This window comes from Streptomyces sp. NPDC090108 (genome assembly GCF_044747185.1).
Classification (GTDB): domain Bacteria; phylum Actinomycetota; class Actinomycetes; order Streptomycetales; family Streptomycetaceae; genus Streptomyces.
The window spans coordinates 235,393-250,781 of record NZ_JBIVDQ010000004.1 but is presented as its reverse complement, the minus strand read 5'-3'; the positions used below and the strand labels follow the sequence as shown (position 1 = coordinate 250,781).

The window sequence follows — 15,389 nt, the reverse complement described above, 5'->3', positions numbered from 1 at the left end:
GCGCGGCCGGGGGAGGCGGGGTGTCCGGACGGGTAGGGCACCCCCTGCCGGAGACGGAGCGGTCCCCGGCGCCCCGACGGCGCCCGAAGACGATCTTCATGTCCGGACCCGTACCATTCCTGTAGTCGAAAGCGGGACAGCCTGCTTCATGAACGGACTCGCCTTGCACGAACGCCCCACCGAATCGGCCTCCTGGCGTATCGCGCTGCCGCACACCGCGGCCGCGGTGCCGGTCGCGCGTGCGCTGGTGCGCACGGCGCTCGCCGAGGTGGAGCACTCCCCCGACGGCGACACCGCGGAGCTGCTCACCGCGGAACTGGTGGCCAACGCGGTGGAGCACACCGCCGGGGGCGGCCCGATCGAGCTGGTGGTGGAGCTGCGGCCGACCGGCTGCCAGGTCGAGGTGCACGACCCGGACCCGGAGCCGCCCGGCCACCTCACCCGTCCGGTGCTCGAGGCGCCCGACCCGTGGCAGGAAGGAGGGCGCGGTCTCCTTCTGATCCGCGCCCTCAGCTCGTCCTGTGGTCACCGCCCGACCTCGTCGGGCAAGGCGGTGTGGTTCAGACTGCCTGTCGTTCCCGTTCAGCGCCGGCCGAGGTGACCTCGGCGGTGGCCTCGTCGGCACGGGCCAGCGTGGAGTGCCGGCGCCCGTAGCCGGCGTAGACCAGCAGGCCCACCGCGAGGAACACCGCGAACTGGATCCAGGTCTTCCAGCCCGTCTCGTACATCAGGTAGAGGCAGAAGACGATGCCGAGCACCGGCATGACCGGGTAGAGCGGCACCCGGAAGCTGCGCTTGAGGCCGGGCTCGCGGCGGCGCAGGGCGATCACCACGACGTTGACGACGGCCATGATGGCGAGCGTGCCGATGGTGCACAGGTTGACGACCGAGTCCAGCGGGCAGAAGGCGGCCGGGAGCGCGAAGACGGCCGCGGTGATCACGGTGCCCCGGACCGGCGTGGCGGTGCGCGGGGAGACCTTCTCGAAGGCGCGCGGGACGAGTCCGTCGCGGGCCATCGACATCAGGATGCGGGTCTGGCCGTACATCACGGCGAGGACGACCGAGGCGATGGCGACGACCGCGCCGAGCGCGATGATCCCGCCGCCGACGGCGGACCCGGTGACCTGGTTGACGACGTAGGACAGGGCGGCGGGGCGGCCGGCGACCTGCTTGCCGCCGATGGCGCCGATGGCGGCCACGGCGACGGCGCAGTACAGCAGCGTGACGATGCCCATGCAGACCAGGATCGCCACGGGGATGTCGCGGCGGGGGTTCTTGGCCTCCTCGCCGGCGGTGGTGATCGCGTCGAAGCCGATGTAGGAGAAGAAGGCGGCCGTGGTGCCGGCGCCGATGCCGCCGAGGCCGGCCGGGGAGAACGGCGTGAGGTTGCCGTGCTTGAAGGCGCTGTAGCCGATGGCGCAGAAGGCGATCAGGATGCCGATCTTGACGACGGCCATGGCGGCGGTGGCCCGGGCGCTCTCGCGGATGCCGCGCACCAGCAGGACGGCACCCATGGCGATGACGATCACCGCGGGCAGGTTGATGACCCCGCCGTCGGCGGGACCCGCGGAGATCGCGGCGGGCAGCTGCCAGCCGAAGAGGCTGTGCAGGAGTTCGTTGACGTACTGGCTCCAGCCGACGGCCACCGCCGAGATCGACACGCCGTACTCCAGCAGCAGGCACCAGCCGACCAGGAAGGCGGTGCGCTCGCCGAGACCGGCGTAGGCGAAGGAGTACGAGGAACCGGAGACCGGTATCGCGCCACCCAGCTCGGCGAAGGAGAAGGCGGTGAAGACACAGGTGATCGCGGCCAGGATGAAGGAGATCACCACGGCGGGACCGGCCTGGGCCACGGAGTCGGACAGGCCGACGAAGATGCCGGTGCCGACGATGGCGCCGACACCGAAGCAGATGAGCTGGAAGAGGCCCATCGTGCGCTTCAGACCGTGTCCCTCGCGGTCGGCGCCGGATTCGGCGACGAGCTGCTGGGGGGATTTGATACGGGGAGCGGGCATACGGGTGGTGCTCGTTTCTGGTGGTGCGGGCGCGACCTGTGGGGGCGCGACAGCGGCCCGGGCGGGGGTGGCACCGGGCCGTTTGTCAGGATAAGGGCCGATATGGCCGGTCAGGAAGGGGTTTGTGACGCAGATCAGGCGAGAGCGGGTCGGGCGAGCGTGGCCACCAGCACCGCCTTGATCGTGTGCATCCGGTTCTCCGCCTCGTCGAAGACGACGGAGTGCTCGGACTCGAACACCTCGTCCGTGACCTCCAGCTCGGTCAGCCCGTGCCGCTCGTGGATCTCTCGGCCGACAGTGGTGCCGAGGTCGTGGAAGGCCGGCAGGCAGTGCAGGAACTTCACGTCCGGGTTGCCGGTGGCGCGCAGCGTGTCCATGGTCACGGCGTACGGGCCGAGCAGCGCGATGCGCTCGTCCCAGACCTCCTTGGGCTCCCCCATCGACACCCAGACGTCGGTGGCGAGGAAGTCGCAGCCGCGCACGCCCTCGGCCACCTCGTCGGTGAGGGTGATCCGGGCCCCGGAGACGGCGGCGAGCCGGCGGGCCAGCGCGACGATCGTCCCGTCGGGCCACAGCACCCGGGGCGCGACGATCCGCACGTCCATGCCGAGCAGGGCGCCGGTGACCAGGTAGGAGTTGCCCATGTTGTAGCGGGCGTCGCCGAGGTAGGCGAAGGCGATCCGGTCCAGGGGCTTGTCGCTGTGCTCGGTCATGGTGAGCACGTCGGCGAGCATCTGGGTGGGGTGCCACTCGTCGGTGAGACCGTTGTAGACGGGCACCCCGGCGTGCGCGGCCAGTTCCTCGACCACGCCCTGCCCGTGCCCCCGGTACTCGATGGCGTCGTACATCCGGCCGAGGACGCGGGCGGTGTCCTTCACGGACTCCTTGTGCCCGATCTGCGAGCCGGCCGGGTCGAGGTAGGTGGTGTGGGCGCCCTGGTCGGCGGCGGCGACCTCGAACGCGCAGCGGGTGCGCGTCGAGGTCTTCTCGAAGATCAGGGCGATGTTCCGGCCCCGCAGGTACGGCGTCTCGGTCCCGGCCTTCTTGGCCGCCTTCAGCTCCGCGGCGAGCTCGACCAGGCCGCGGAACTCCTCACCGGTGAAATCCAGCTCCTTGAGGAAGTGGCGGCCGGCGAGGGCGGTCGGGACTGTCGCCATGGGGCGCTCCAGAGGTACGGGTGCAACAAGACTCTGGAATTCTATACGACATATAGCATGGATATTCAGCGTTTATGCAGTGGGTCGGCTCACACCGGGGTCACACCGCCTCACGCTCGACCGGACAGCTCATGCAGCGCGGACCGCCCCGGCCCCGGCCCAGCTCGCTGCCCGGGATCTCGATGACCTCGATGCCCTGCTTGCGCAGATGCGTGTTGGTGGTGGCGTTGCGCTCGTAGGCGACGACCACGCCGGGTTCGACGGCGAGCACGTTGCAGCCGTCGTCCCACTGCTCGCGCTCGGCCGCGTGCACGTCCTGGGTCGCGGTGAGCACCCGGATCTCGCCGAGCCCGAGGGCCGCGGCGATCGCCCGGTGCATGTGCTCCGGCGGATGGTCGGTGACCTTCAGCTCGTCCCCCGCCCCGGGCTCGATGGTGTACGACCGCAGCATGCCGAGCCCGGCGTACTGCGTGAAGGTGTCGCCGTCGACCATGGTCATCACGGTGTCGAGGTGCATGAAGGCGCGCCGCTTCGGCATGTCCAGCGCCACGATCGTGCGCGCCGAGCCGGCCGCGAACAGCTCGTGGGCGAGCATCTCCACGGCCTGCGGGGTGGTGCGCTCGCTCATCCCGATGAGGACCGCGCCGTTGCCGATCACCAGGACGTCGCCGCCCTCGATGGTGGACGGGAAGTCGGACTGCCCGCGGGACCACACGTGGAAGGTCTCGTCGCGGAACAGCGGGTGGTGCCGGTAGATCGCCTCGAAGTGCACGGTCTCCCGCTGCCGGGCCGGCAGGCGCATGGCGTTGATGGAGACCCCGTCGTAGATCCACGCCGAGGTGTCACGGGTGAAGAGGTGGTTGGGAAGCGGGCCGAGCAGGAAGTCGTCCAGCTCCATGACGTGGAAGCGGACGGAGGCGGGCTCGGCGTGGCCCTCCAGGAACTCCCGCTTGGTCATGCCCCCGACCAGCGCCTCGGCCAGTTCGTCCGGGGTCATCCGGTCGAAGGCGGCCCGCAGGTGGTCGGTGGCGAGGGGACCGTACTCCTTCTCGTCGAAGACGCGGTCCAGGACGAGGGACCGGGCGGCCGGGATCGCCAGGGTCTCGGTGAGCAGGTCGCCGAAGAGATGGACGGTGACCCCGCGGTCGCGCAGGACGTCGGCGAAACCGTCGTGCTCGGCGCGTGCCCGGCGCACCCAGAGCACGTCGTCGAAGAGCAGGGCGTCCTTGTTGCTCGGGGTGAGCCTCTTGAGCTCGAGGTCGGGCCGGTGCAGGATCACGCGGCGCAGGCGCCCGGCCTCGGAGTCGACGTGGAATGCCATGTCTCCATCCTGGCCATGGACACCCCGGTTCACGCTCTTCCCGGCGGTTTCCGTCGCCACGGGTTTCCGCGGTGCGTTTCCGCGGGGCGGGCTTTCGCGGGACGGGTTTCCGGCGGGGCGGGCTTTCGCGGGACGGGTTTCCGCGGGACGGGGAGGGGCGCGGAGGTGGCGGCCGGCCGTCGCCTCCCCGCCCCTCCCCGCGTCCCCTCCGTCACCGGCCGCTCACAGGCGCGGGTCGACCGGTTCCGACTCCAGGGCGAGGACGGCGAACACCGCCTCGTGCACCCGCCACAGCGGCTCCCCCTCCGCCAGCCGGTCCAGGGCCTCCAGACCCAGGGCGTACTCGCGGACCGCGAGCGACCGCTTGTGGTTCAGGAACCGCTGCCGCAGCTTGGCGAGGTTCTCCGGGCGGGTGTACTCGGGGCCGTAGACGATCCGCAGGTACTCGCGGCCCCGGCACTTGATCCCGGGCTGCACCAGCCGGCCCTGCCCGTCCCGGACGAGTGCGCCGACCGGCTTGACGACCATGCCCTCGCCGCCGCGTCCGGTCATCTCCAGCCACCAGTCGGTGCCGGCCCGTACCGACTCGGGGTCGGCGGTGTCGACGTACAGCCGCCGGGTGGTCCGCAGCAGTCCGCTGCCGTCGTGCTCCACCAGCCGGTCGAGCAGCGCCAGCTGCTCGTCGTGCGGCAGCGCGGCGAGGCTGCGGCCGCGGACGGCCAGGATCTGGAAGGGTGCGAGGCGCACCCCGTCCAGGCCGTCGGTGGCCCAGCAGTAACGGCGGTAGGCGTCGGTGAACGCGGCCGCGTCGGCGGCGCGCTCCCGCTGGCGGTCCAGCAGCGCTCCCACGTCCGTGCCCCGCGCGGCCGCGGCCTCCAGGGCGGCGAGCGCGCCCGGGAACACCGCGCCGGAGGCGGCGCCCACGGCCGCGTACTGGCTGCGCAGCAGGCCGGAGGCCTTCAGCGACCACGGCATCAGCTCGGCGTCCAGGAGCAGCCAGTCGGTGTCCAGCTCCTCCCACAGGCCGGCGTCCGTGACGGCCGAGCGGAGCCGGCCAAGGATCTCCTCGGTCACCTTCCCGTCGTCGAAGAACGGCCGTCCGGTGCGGGTGTAGAGCGCCCCGGTCGGGCCCGCTCCGGTCCCGCCGTCGCCCTCGCTCCCCCGCTCCGCGAAGGTGCCGCCGGCGCCGAAGCGCTCACGGGCCGCCTCGGCGTCCCGGCACACGAGGGCCACCGCGCGCGAGCCCATGTGCTTCTCCTCGCACACGACGCGCGCGACGCCGTCCCGCGCGTACTGCGCGAAGGCCTCCGCCGGATGTTCCAGGTACCCCTCGACCTGCGAGGTCGGCGTCGGCGCCATGGTCGGCGGCAGGTACGGCAGCAGGCGCGGGTCCACGGCGAAGCGGCTCATCACCTCCAGGGCGGCGGCCGCGTTCTCCTCGCGTACGGCCACCCGCCCGGCGTACCGGGTCTCGACCCCCCTGCGCCCGTGCACGTCCCCGAGGTCCAGCGGGCGCCCGTCGCGTCCGCCCGGTGCCTCGGACCGCAGCGGCCTGGCGGGCTCGTACCAGACCCGCTCCGCCGGTACGTCGACCAGTTCGCGCTCCGGCCAGCGCAGCGCGGTCAGCTTGCCGCCGAAGACGGCACCGGTGTCCAGGCAGATGGTGTTGTTCAGCCAGCTCGCCTCCGGGACCGGGGTGTGGCCGTAGACCACGGCGGCCCGGCCGCGGTAGTCCTCGGCCCACGGGTAGCGCACCGGGAGCCCGAACTCGTCGGTCTCCCCGGTGGTCTCGCCGTACAGGGCGTGCGAGCGCACCCGGCCCGAGGTGCGGCCGTGGTACTTCTCGGGCAGGCCGGCGTGGCAGACGACGAGGCGTCCGCCGTCCAGGACGTAGTGGCTGACCAGCCCGTCGATGAACTCCCTCACCTCCCGCCGGAACTCCTCGCTCTCGCCCTCCATCTGCTCGATGGTCTCGGCGAGTCCGTGCGTGTGCTGGACCTGGCGGCCCTTGAGGTGACGGCCGTACTTGTTCTCGTGGTTGCCGGGCACGCACAGCGCGTTGCCGGACCTCACCATGGCCATCACGCGGCGCAGCACGCCGGGGCTGTCCGGACCGCGGTCGACGAGGTCGCCGACGAACACGGCGGTACGGCCCTCGGGGTGCACCCCGTCCACATAGCCCAGCCTGGCCAGCAGCGCCTCCAGTTCGGCCGCGCAGCCGTGGATGTCGCCGACGATGTCGAAGGGGCCGGTGAGGTGGGTCAGGTCGTTGAAGCGCTTCTCGGTGACGACGGTGGCGCTGTCCACCTCCTGCACGCCACGCAGGACGTGCACCTTGCGGAAGCCCTCGCGCTCCAGGTGGCGCAGGGAGCGCCGGAGTTCGCGGATGTGCCGCTGGATGACGCGGCGCGGCATGCCGGCGCGGTCGACGCGGGCCGCGTTGCGCTCGGCGCACACCTCCTCGGGCACGTCGAGCACGATGGCGATGGGCAGCACGTCGTGCTCCCTGGCCAGCTCGATGAGCTGCCGCCTGCTGTCCTGCTGCACGCTGGTGGCGTCGACGACGGTACGGCGGCCGGCCGCGAGCCGCTTGCCCGCGATGTAGTGCAGGACGTCGAAGGCGTCGCCCGTCGCGCTCTGGTCGTTCTCGTCGTCGCTGACGAGACCGCGGCAGAAGTCCGAGGAGATGACCTCGGTGGGCTTGAAGTGCCTGCGGGCGAACGTCGACTTGCCGGAGCCGGATGCGCCGACGAGCACGACGAGGGAGAGGTCGGTGACGGGCAGGACCCTGCCGCCACCGGTGTCCGTGGTGCCGCTGATGCTGGTGTCGCCGCTGGTGCTGGTGTCGCCGCTGGGGGTGGTCCCGGTCATGCCGCCTTCGCCTCCTTCTCGTTCGCGTCTCTGTGGAACACGGCCATCTGCGTGGGGGGTCCCACCTCGGGGTCGTCCGGTCCGACCGGACGGAACCCGACCTCGTACCCGTGGAGTTCGGCGACGGCCGACGCCCAGGAGCGGAACTCCTCGCGGGTCCACTCGAAGCGGTGGTCGCCGTGCCGGACGTGCCCGGCGGGCAGGGTCTCCCAGCGGACGTTGTACTCGACGTTCGGGGTCGTCACGAGCACCGTGCGGGGGCGCGCCGCGCCGAACACGGCGTACTCCAGGGCGGGCAGCCGGGGCAGGTCCAGGTGTTCGATCACCTCGCTGAGGACGGCCGCGTCGTAGCCCGCCAGCCGCTTGTCCGTGTAGGCGAGCGAGCCCTGGAACAGCTTGACCCGGGCGGCCTGCCGCTCCCCCATGCGGTCCAGCCGGAGCCGGCGCGCGGCGATGCCCAGGGCGCGCATCGACACGTCGACGCCGACGACCTCGGTGAACCGCACGTCCTTCAGCAGCTCCTGCACCAACTGGCCCTGGCCGCAGCCGAGGTCCAGCACGCGGGCGGCCCCGGCCTCGCGCAGAGCGCCGGTGATCGCCTCCCGGCGCAGCACGGCGAGCGGGACCGGCCTGTCCTCGCCGGGAGCGGAGCCCGCACCCGAACCGGGAACACCGTGAGCGTCGCGTCCGGCGCCCGCGTCGGTGCCGGGGGTGCCGCTGATGGCGCCGGTGCCGTCGCCGTCGGCGGTGCCGGGGGCGCCACTGATGCCGTCGGTGCGAGTGCCGGTGACCTCCTCAGCGCCGGGGGCGCGGTCGGGGCCGGTGCCGGCCGGTGCCTGCGTGCCTGCCCCCGCCACCGCCTCCGCTTCGGCGGCCTCGGTCTCGGTGTCGGTGTCGGTGTCGGTGTCGTCCTCGACCGCGTTGTCGAGGGTCTCGACCTCGCTGTCGTCGGCCTCGGCCAGGCGGACCAGCTCCAGCCGCTCCATCGCGTCCCGGGTCAGGGACCAGCGGCGGGACAGGTACCGGCTGGTGATCAGCTTCTGCTCCGGGTGGTCCGGCAGCCAGCCCTCGCCGGCGCGCAGCAGCTTGTCGACCTCGTCGGCGGAGACCCAGTAGTGCTTGCCGTCGTCCAGGACGGGCAGCAGCACGTACAGGTGGCGCAGCGCCTCGGCGAGGGTGAGCCCCTCCGCCTCCAGGACGAGCCGGACGTACCGCGAGTCGCCCCACTGCGGGAACTCGGCGTCCAGAGCGACGGGTTCGGCGGTCACCTGCCAGCCGAGCGGCTCGAAGAGTCCTCGGACGAGTGACGCGCCGCCGCGTGCGGGCAGTGCGGGCACCTCGATGCGCAGCGGCAGCGGGGCGGCGGCCCGCTCGGGGCGCGCCTTGCACACGCCCCGCATGGCGCTGGAGAACACCGCGCTCAGCGCGACCGCGAGCAGCGAGGAGGCGGCGTAGGGACGGTCGTTGACGTACTGCGCGAGCGCCGCGTCGGGCGCTCCTCCGCGGCCCTTGCCCTTGCCCCGCCGGGCCAGCGCGACCGCGTCCACCTCGAGCAGCAGCGCGGCCGTGCAGCGATCCGCGTCCGCCTCGGGATAGAAGACGTGCGCGGTGCCGTGGGACGTGGAGAACGTCTGGGCGTTGTCGGGGTGCTTGTGCAGCAGGAACCCGAGGTCGGTGGCGGGGGCGGCGGCCGTGCCGCGCGTGGAGATCGTCAGGAACACACGTCCGAGTCTCGCGGCTGGGCGGCCGCCTGACCACCTGTTTTCGTCACGCGGCCGATCCGGCGGCCCTCGGCGGGGCCACCGGGCCGGGACGCGTCACGACAGCTGGGGCATGACCTCGGCGGAGATCAGCTCCAGCTGGTCCAGGTCGTGGAGGTCGAGGGCCTGGAGGTAGATCCGCTCGGAGCCGGCCTCCGCGTAGCGGCCGATCTTCTCGACGACCTCGGCCGGGGAGCCCGCCAGGCCGTTGGCCTTCAGTTCGTCGACGTCACGGCCGATCACGGCGGCACGGCGGGCGACTTCCTGCTCGTCGCGGCCGACGCACACCACCAGCGCGTTCGAGTAGGTCAGCGCGTCCGCGGGGCGGCCCGCCTCCTCGGCCGCGGCCCGCACCCGGCCGAACTGGCGCTCGCTGTCCTCGACCGAGGCGAACGGGATGTTGAACTCGTCCGCGTACCGCGCCGCGAGACGCGGGGTACGGGTGGCGCCGTGGCCGCCGATGATCACGGGGATCCGGCTCTGGGCGGGCTTGGGCAGCGCGGGCGAGCCGGCGAGGTCGTAGTACGTGCCGTGGAAGTCGAAGGTCTTGCCGGTCTCGGTCGCCCACAGGCCGGTGACGATCTCCAGCTGCTCCTCCAGGCGCGCGAACTTCTCCTTCGGGAACGGAATGCCGTACGCCGTGTGCTCCTCCTCGAACCATCCGGCGCCCAGACCCAGTTCGATGCGGCCGCCGGACATCTGGTCGACCTGCGCCACCTGGATGGCGAGCACGCCGGGCAGGCGGAAGGTGGCCGCGGTCATGAGCGTGCCGAGGCGGATGCGCGAGGTCTCGCGGGCCAGGCCGGCCAGCGTGATCCAGGCGTCGGTGGGGCCCGGAAGACCGCTCGCACCGCCCATGCGCAGATAGTGATCAGAACGGAAGAAGCCGTCGAATCCAAGGTCTTCGGCGGCCTTCGCCACGGTGAGCAGGGTGTCGTAGGTGGCCCCCTGCTGGGGCTCGGTGAAGATGCGCAGGTCCATGTCTCCATCCTGCACTCCGGCCGCCCCGACCGCGTCACCGGCACTTCGGGCACGGGCGTCCCCGCACTGTGGAATTCGCCACCGCACACGCCCGCGGTCACCGCCCCGCCCGGCGGACCGCCCCATCCGGGGACCGGCCCATCCGGGGACCGGCCCATCCGGCGGACCGCTCCCGCCCGGCTGATCGGTCCATCCCCCGCCAGCCGCCACCCGTCACCCGTCACCCGCCCGCCGTCACACGTCCCCGTCACCCCATCTCGCGTCACCCCATCTCGCGCTCGCGCAGCTCCGCCTCCTCCCGCGCCGCCAGCTTGCGCAGCATCTCCAGGACCCGGTCGCGGGATTCGTCCGCCGCGTCGATCGCCTCCATGCACTGCCAGTACGTCGTCTCGTCGGACGCGGCGCTCGCCATGCCGACCAGCGCGATGCCCACCTCGCCGAGCAGGCCGCCGAGACGGAGGAGAGTCTGGCGGGCGTCGGTCAGCTCGGTGAGCTGGGCGGCGCGCAGATCGCCGGGGTCCAGCTCCGGAGGGTCCAGGACGCCGCAGCCTCTGCCCGCGAGTTCGGTCAGGCCCAGCGCCTCGCCGCGCAGCTCCGGCGGCCCGGACACCGCGAGCCTGCTGCCGATCGCCTGGGCGAGCGCCTGCGCCTGCCACACCTCCGCCATGGTCTCGGCGGCGTCGGCGCCCCCGGTCAGAGCCCGCCTGCTCGCCTCGATGAGTCGGATCGCTTCCATCGGCTGCCCCCGTCCGGTCCGCCGTGCGCCGTCGCACGTGCGCGTGAACTCCCTTGTTCATTACCCAGAGTGAGGGTGCTTGAGGCGAAAAGCCAGAGGAAGACTGAAATCTGTGGACAACAATTCGGATTCGGCAGAGGAATCGACTCCGGAGAGTGATACCGGAACCAGAAAGTCCGACAGTTGGCCGGGACACCGGCCGCGCCCCGCGCGCCGGGGTGCCCTCCGGCGGACGCGCGGCGCTCCGGCGGGCCGGAGTCGCGGGCTAGCGCGCGCCGCCGTCCCCCTGCTCCGGCACCGGGAAGCGGCTCTCGTTGCGGTCGATCTTGGCCGACAGCGCGGCCAGCGGGTCGATGCCGAGGGTGCCGCAGAACTGGAGGAGATAGGCGAGGACGTCGGCGACCTCGTCGCGGACGCGGTGGGCGGTCTCCGGGTCGTCCATCACCCGGGCCGACTCCTCGGGTGTCAGCCACTGGAAGATCTCGGCCAGTTCGGAGGCCTCCACGCCCAGCGCCGACACGAGGTTCTTCGGGGTGTGGTACGGCTGCCAGTTGCGCACGGCGGCGAACTCGGCCAGCCTGCGCTGGAGTCCGGGCAGGTCGGGATGTTCGGTCATGGGGTCAGGTGTACCACCGTGGCGCCCCGTGTCCCCAGCGCCCATGAGGCGTCGTTCACCGCGCCCACGCAGCGGATGTGGCCGCGCTCGCCCATCCGGGCCGCCGCGCCCAGCAGTTCACGGCGCTGTCCGGGGTCGAGACACCGGTCGAGGCCGTCGGCCAGCACCGTGAGGGTACGCAGCGCGTCGGGCACCTCGCCGGGCGCGTCCACCTCCAGGACACCCGGCCCGGTGAGCAGCACGAGGGCCAGCGCGATGTAGCGCAGCTCGCCGTCGCCGAGCCGGGCGAGCTCGGTCCGGTGGCCGTCGCCCCGGTCGAGCAGCGCCCGTACCGTGCCGTCGGGCAGCCGGTCGGCGACCAGGTCGGCCACCGGTCCCGAGCAGCCGGCGCGCAGCACTTCGACCAGCGCGGCGTGCCTGCGCCCGCACTCCGAGCGGGTGCGGGCCAGCACGTCGGCCAGGTTGCCGCAGTCGGACCGCAGGCGCCCCGAGCCCGCCGGGACCGGCAGGCGCATCCGCTCGGGACGCGGATCGCAGACGAAGACCGAGCGCAGCGCGACCACCGTCTGCTCGGCGGCCGCCAGGACGCGCCGCTGCCCGTCCGTCTTGCCCGCCACGCGCAACGGCAGCAGGGCGGTGCCGAGCCGGTCGTCGGGCAGGGGCGCGCGGGTCACCGGTGAGGAGCCCGCGGTGTGCCAGGCGGCCTGCACGGTCCGCCGGGCGGGGTCGCGCAGCGCGGTCTCCAGCAGGACGACCCCGCCCGCGGTCAGCCGCTCGCCCACGATCCGCAGGCAGGGTTCGGCCTGTACGGCGAGGTCGAGCAGGACCGGGCCCGCGGCCCCGTCGGCGGTGCAGCCGATCCGGAAACCGCGTCTCCCCTGCGCGTCGGGCCGCGCGCGCTCCGGCACCCAGGCGAGCGGGTCCGGGAACACCTGCGCCAGTGACGCCCCGCTCCCGAGCCGGGCGAGCGCCTCCAGCGCGCCGAACGCGGTGGACTTCCCCGTCCCGCTCGGGCCCGCGAACACGGTGAGGGCCCCGAGCGGGAACGCGGCCCGCCGGTGCCCGGCGAACGCGGACAGCCGCAGCTCGGTGATCCGGGCGCGCACGTCGACGGCGTCCCCGGGGACGGGTTCGGCGACGCCCGCGTGCCGGGTGAACTGCGGGGGCACGACGGGGGCGGGGTCCGGCGGACCTGAAGCCACCGGGTGCTCGAACGGCTCCAGCCGCTCGAGCACCCCCGGGGGACCCGTGGCGTCCACGGAGGATCCTGGCGTCGCGGAAGCCCCTGGCGAGAACCCGGACGGGACGGGGGACCCGGCGGACGCGGAAGACACGGCCATATGCGGACCGTAGGACTCCGCCGGAGTGCCGAACCGTTCAGCCCTCGGACCTTCCCACGATCGGGGGACGGATCCCCCGGCGGGACGGTCGGGAAGTGGACGCCGGCCGGCCGCCGGGCACCCGCCGCGCTCAGCCCCCGGACGCCTCCATCAGACCGCTGACCTCGGTCCCCGGCGGTGTCAGCAGGAACACGTTCCGGTCCACCCGGTGCATCCCGCTGCCCAGTCCGAAGACGACGCCGGTGCTGAAGTCGAGGACGCGCTTGGCGACCTCCCCCTCGGCGCTGGACAGGTCCAGCAGCACCGGGATCCCGGCCATCAGCGTCTCCGCGACCTCCCTGGCGTCCGCGAACACATTGACCCGCAGGACGACGAAGCGGCGCCGCGCCTCGGTGTCGGAGTCGGGCAGCGTGCGGTGGTTCACCGCGGACGGCCACGCGTCCCGGCCCCGCAGCGGCACGACCTGGGCGAGCCCTTCCCACTGTTCATCGGTGACGTCGTAACGGCTCACCGGCTCCCCCCGACCTGCTTGGCGTTCGTTTCCTGCACCAGCCAATTCTTACGCCAAGTCACCCGTTCGGCCCAACAACGACACACTGTGACACCGTCCGCGCGTTCCCCTCGAGGCCAGATCCTGGGTCAGATGTACGAATAAGACCGTTTCTTACTGCCCTCACACCCGACTCTTCATGTCGCTCCACACACAACCCACCGGTCACCGCTAGCGTCGGGTGCCGTGCACTTGGCAGAAAAGCAGCGGATGACACCCGGCCGGCGGACGTGGCCCATCGTGACCACCTCCCCGGGCGCCCCCTCGGAAGCGCCCGGATCTCCCGCGCAGTGGCACCGCGTGCTGACGCTGCTCGCCGATGTGAGCCTGTTCATCGGCACACGCTCGGTGTGGACGCAGGCCGCCTCGCACAACCTCGTCCTCGCCGGGATCATCTCCGTCTGCTACGCGTCGATCCTGGTGAGCGGCGTCCTCGCCCTCACGGTCCGCCGCACGCGCTCCCTGGTCCGGCTGGACGCCGTGGTGCTGGTCACCGCGATCGTGCTCGCCGCGTGCAACTGGACGCTGAACCACGCCGGCGGCGACGAGGCGGCGCTCACCGCCCAGGCCGCCCGCGAACTGCTCGCCGGACACCAGGTGTACGACCAGCCGTGGCCCTGGCTGTTCCAGGGCAAGGGCGTCGCCGTGACGCCGACGATGGACGGCGGGTACGACTTCACGTACGGCTATCCCCCGCTCGCCCCGCTGCTGACCCTGCCGTTCCTCTGGCTGGGCCACGGCGGCGCACCGGCCACGGCGGCGGCGACGGTCGCCCTCGTCGCCGGCGCGGTGACACTGTGGCGGATGCTGCCCGTGCCGTGGCGCCCGGCGGCGACCATGGCCTGCCTGGGCTTCTCCTTCCTGCCGTCGTACGCCCGCCAGGGCTACCCGGCGATCATCGCCATGGTCCTGCTGATCCCGGTGGTGGTGCGCTGGCCGCACATCGGCGCCGGCGGCAGGCTCGGCAGGGCCGGGATCGCACGGGCCGTCTGCCTGGGCGCCGCCTGCGCGGCCCAGCAACTGCCCTGGTTCGTCATGCCGTTCCTGCTGACCGGGCTCTACGCCGTGCGCCGCGGCGAGCTGGGCGGCCGGGCCGCGGCCCACGTGCTGCTGCGCTTCCTGGGGACGGCCTTCGCGGCGTGGCTGGTGATCGACGCCTACCTTCTGGTGCGGGAGCCGGGACCCTGGCTCGCCGGCATCGCGCTGCCCCTGACCCAGGGCGCCGTGCTGCACGGCCAGGGCCTGGTGGACGTCTCGCTGTACTTCACGCACGGCAGCGACCGGCTCGACTGGTACGGCCACGCCAGCATGCTGCTGGCCGCCGCGCTGCTCGCGCTGTTCACGCTCTTCGTACGACGGCTGGGCCCCGCGGCGACCGTGCTGCCCTGGTGCGCCTTCTACCTGGCGACCCGGTCCCAGGACGGCTACTACCTGATGATGACCCCGCTGTGGCTCGCGGCCGCCGTCACCGCGCCCCTGCCGGAGTTCGCCCGTGCCTGGCAGCCCCGCCCCCGGTGGCTCACCGGCCCGAACCGCCGCCGGACCCTGGCGTGCGCAGCGGCCCTGCTGCTGCTCCCGCCCCTGGTGAGCGCCACCCTCGCGGCGACGGGCGGGCCGCCCCTGCGGATGGACGTGGCGGCGACGCGCGGACCGGCGCCGCGCTCGGTGTCCACCCTGACCCTCCGGGTGCGCAACACCGGCTCCGACCCGCTCACCCCGCACTACATGCTCACGCGGGGCCAGGGCATGAGCCGCTACTGGTCGCTCGCCCGCGGTCCGGCCACGCTCGCGCCGCACACCTCCGCGACCGTCACCCTGCGGGCCCCGGCGGGCACGTTCGCCGTACCGGCCGCGAAGAACACCCGGATCCGTCTGCGCGCGTTCACGGGCGACCCGCAGACGCTCTCCACCCGCGACGTCACCCCGGCCCAGCTGGCTCCCGAGCAGTGACCCCGGGCGTCACCCGTGCCGCCCGGAGAGGGAAAGCGGCGAAACGGGCGGGACGGAGGCTTCGCGGACGGGGAGAGGCGCAGCTCACAGGC

General features: G+C 72.9%; 12 protein-coding genes. 2 read left to right on the top strand and 10 right to left on the bottom strand.

The window, feature by feature from the left end; genetic code table 11:
• Positions 1-148 precede the first annotated feature (148 nt).
• Entirely contained in the window at positions 149-601 is a 453-nt protein-coding gene (locus ACIPRD_RS16170) for an ATP-binding protein (RefSeq protein WP_356405996.1), read from the top strand.
• Here ACIPRD_RS16170 and ACIPRD_RS16165 read toward each other — a convergent pair.
• The 10 genes from ACIPRD_RS16165 to ACIPRD_RS16120 all read right to left on the bottom strand — a co-directional run bounded on the left by ACIPRD_RS16165 (position 561) and on the right by ACIPRD_RS16120 (position 13,308).
• Positions 561-2,015: an amino acid permease gene (locus ACIPRD_RS16165; RefSeq protein WP_401563475.1), complete on the bottom strand. Its 1,455-nt coding sequence runs from the start codon at positions 2,013-2,015 to the stop codon at positions 561-563. The two genes, ACIPRD_RS16170 and ACIPRD_RS16165, sit on opposite strands and share 41 nt — an antisense overlap.
• Positions 2,016-2,149: 134 nt before the next feature.
• Positions 2,150-3,172: an ornithine carbamoyltransferase gene (gene argF, locus ACIPRD_RS16160; protein ID WP_356406000.1), complete on the bottom strand. Its 1,023-nt coding sequence runs from the start codon at positions 3,170-3,172 to the stop codon at positions 2,150-2,152.
• Between the two features lie 100 nt (positions 3,173-3,272).
• A complete protein-coding gene (locus tag ACIPRD_RS16155) occupies positions 3,273-4,493 on the bottom strand; it encodes an arginine deiminase (protein ID WP_356406003.1) in 1,221 nt (406 codons plus the stop codon).
• 222 nt (positions 4,494-4,715) lie between these two features.
• Positions 4,716-7,364 (bottom strand): polynucleotide kinase-phosphatase, encoded by a 2,649-nt coding sequence (locus ACIPRD_RS16150; RefSeq protein ID WP_401563473.1) that lies wholly within the window; start codon positions 7,362-7,364, stop codon positions 4,716-4,718.
• Positions 7,361-9,085: a 3' terminal RNA ribose 2'-O-methyltransferase Hen1 gene (locus tag ACIPRD_RS16145; protein ID WP_401563471.1), complete on the bottom strand. Its 1,725-nt coding sequence runs from the start codon at positions 9,083-9,085 to the stop codon at positions 7,361-7,363. Before ACIPRD_RS16145 ends, ACIPRD_RS16150 begins: the two co-directional genes overlap by 4 nt.
• 96 nt (positions 9,086-9,181) lie before the next feature.
• Complete coding sequence (locus ACIPRD_RS16140) at positions 9,182-10,105, bottom strand: LLM class F420-dependent oxidoreductase (RefSeq protein ID WP_401563470.1); 924 nt, start codon at positions 10,103-10,105, stop codon at positions 9,182-9,184.
• 262 nt (positions 10,106-10,367) lie between these two features.
• Positions 10,368-10,841, bottom strand: coding sequence for a DUF6099 family protein (locus tag ACIPRD_RS16135; RefSeq protein ID WP_401563467.1), 474 nt, complete (start codon positions 10,839-10,841; stop codon positions 10,368-10,370).
• 265 nt (positions 10,842-11,106) lie between these two features.
• The gene (locus ACIPRD_RS16130; RefSeq protein ID WP_356406012.1) at positions 11,107-11,457 is read right to left on the bottom strand and encodes a nucleotide pyrophosphohydrolase; all 351 of its coding nucleotides are present in this window, start codon (positions 11,455-11,457) and stop codon (positions 11,107-11,109) included.
• Complete coding sequence (locus tag ACIPRD_RS16125; RefSeq protein WP_401564176.1) at positions 11,454-12,563, bottom strand: AAA family ATPase; 1,110 nt, start codon at positions 12,561-12,563, stop codon at positions 11,454-11,456. Before ACIPRD_RS16125 ends, ACIPRD_RS16130 begins: the two co-directional genes overlap by 4 nt.
• A gap of 364 nt (positions 12,564-12,927) precedes the next feature.
• A complete protein-coding gene (locus ACIPRD_RS16120; RefSeq protein WP_356406016.1) occupies positions 12,928-13,308 on the bottom strand; it encodes a cell division protein SepF in 381 nt (126 codons plus the stop codon).
• 249 nt (positions 13,309-13,557) lie between these two features.
• Between ACIPRD_RS16120 and ACIPRD_RS16115 the strand changes: the two genes are divergently transcribed.
• Positions 13,558-15,297, top strand: a complete 1,740-nt coding sequence (locus ACIPRD_RS16115; RefSeq protein ID WP_401564174.1) for a hypothetical protein — start codon at positions 13,558-13,560, stop codon at positions 15,295-15,297.
• Positions 15,298-15,389 lie beyond the last annotated feature (92 nt).

What these genes read in the sequence shown, in the direction of transcription:
- ACIPRD_RS16170 (WP_356405996.1), top strand. Translation starts at nt 149, where the DNA reads ATGAACGGACTCGCCTTGCACGAACGCCCCACCGAATCGGCCTCCTGG.
- ACIPRD_RS16165 (WP_401563475.1), bottom strand. Translation starts at nt 2,015, where the DNA reads ATGCCCGCTCCCCGTATCAAATCCCCCCAGCAGCTCGTCGCCGAATCC.
- argF (WP_356406000.1), bottom strand. Translation starts at nt 3,172, where the DNA reads ATGGCGACAGTCCCGACCGCCCTCGCCGGCCGCCACTTCCTCAAGGAG.
- ACIPRD_RS16155 (WP_356406003.1), bottom strand. Translation starts at nt 4,493, where the DNA reads ATGGCATTCCACGTCGACTCCGAGGCCGGGCGCCTGCGCCGCGTGATC.
- ACIPRD_RS16150 (WP_401563473.1), bottom strand. Translation starts at nt 7,364, where the DNA reads ATGACCGGGACCACCCCCAGCGGCGACACCAGCACCAGCGGCGACACC.
- ACIPRD_RS16140 (WP_401563470.1), bottom strand. Translation starts at nt 10,105, where the DNA reads ATGGACCTGCGCATCTTCACCGAGCCCCAGCAGGGGGCCACCTACGAC.
- ACIPRD_RS16135 (WP_401563467.1), bottom strand. Translation starts at nt 10,841, where the DNA reads ATGGAAGCGATCCGACTCATCGAGGCGAGCAGGCGGGCTCTGACCGGG.
- ACIPRD_RS16130 (WP_356406012.1), bottom strand. Translation starts at nt 11,457, where the DNA reads ATGACCGAACATCCCGACCTGCCCGGACTCCAGCGCAGGCTGGCCGAG.
- ACIPRD_RS16115 (WP_401564174.1), top strand. Translation starts at nt 13,558, where the DNA reads ATGACACCCGGCCGGCGGACGTGGCCCATCGTGACCACCTCCCCGGGC.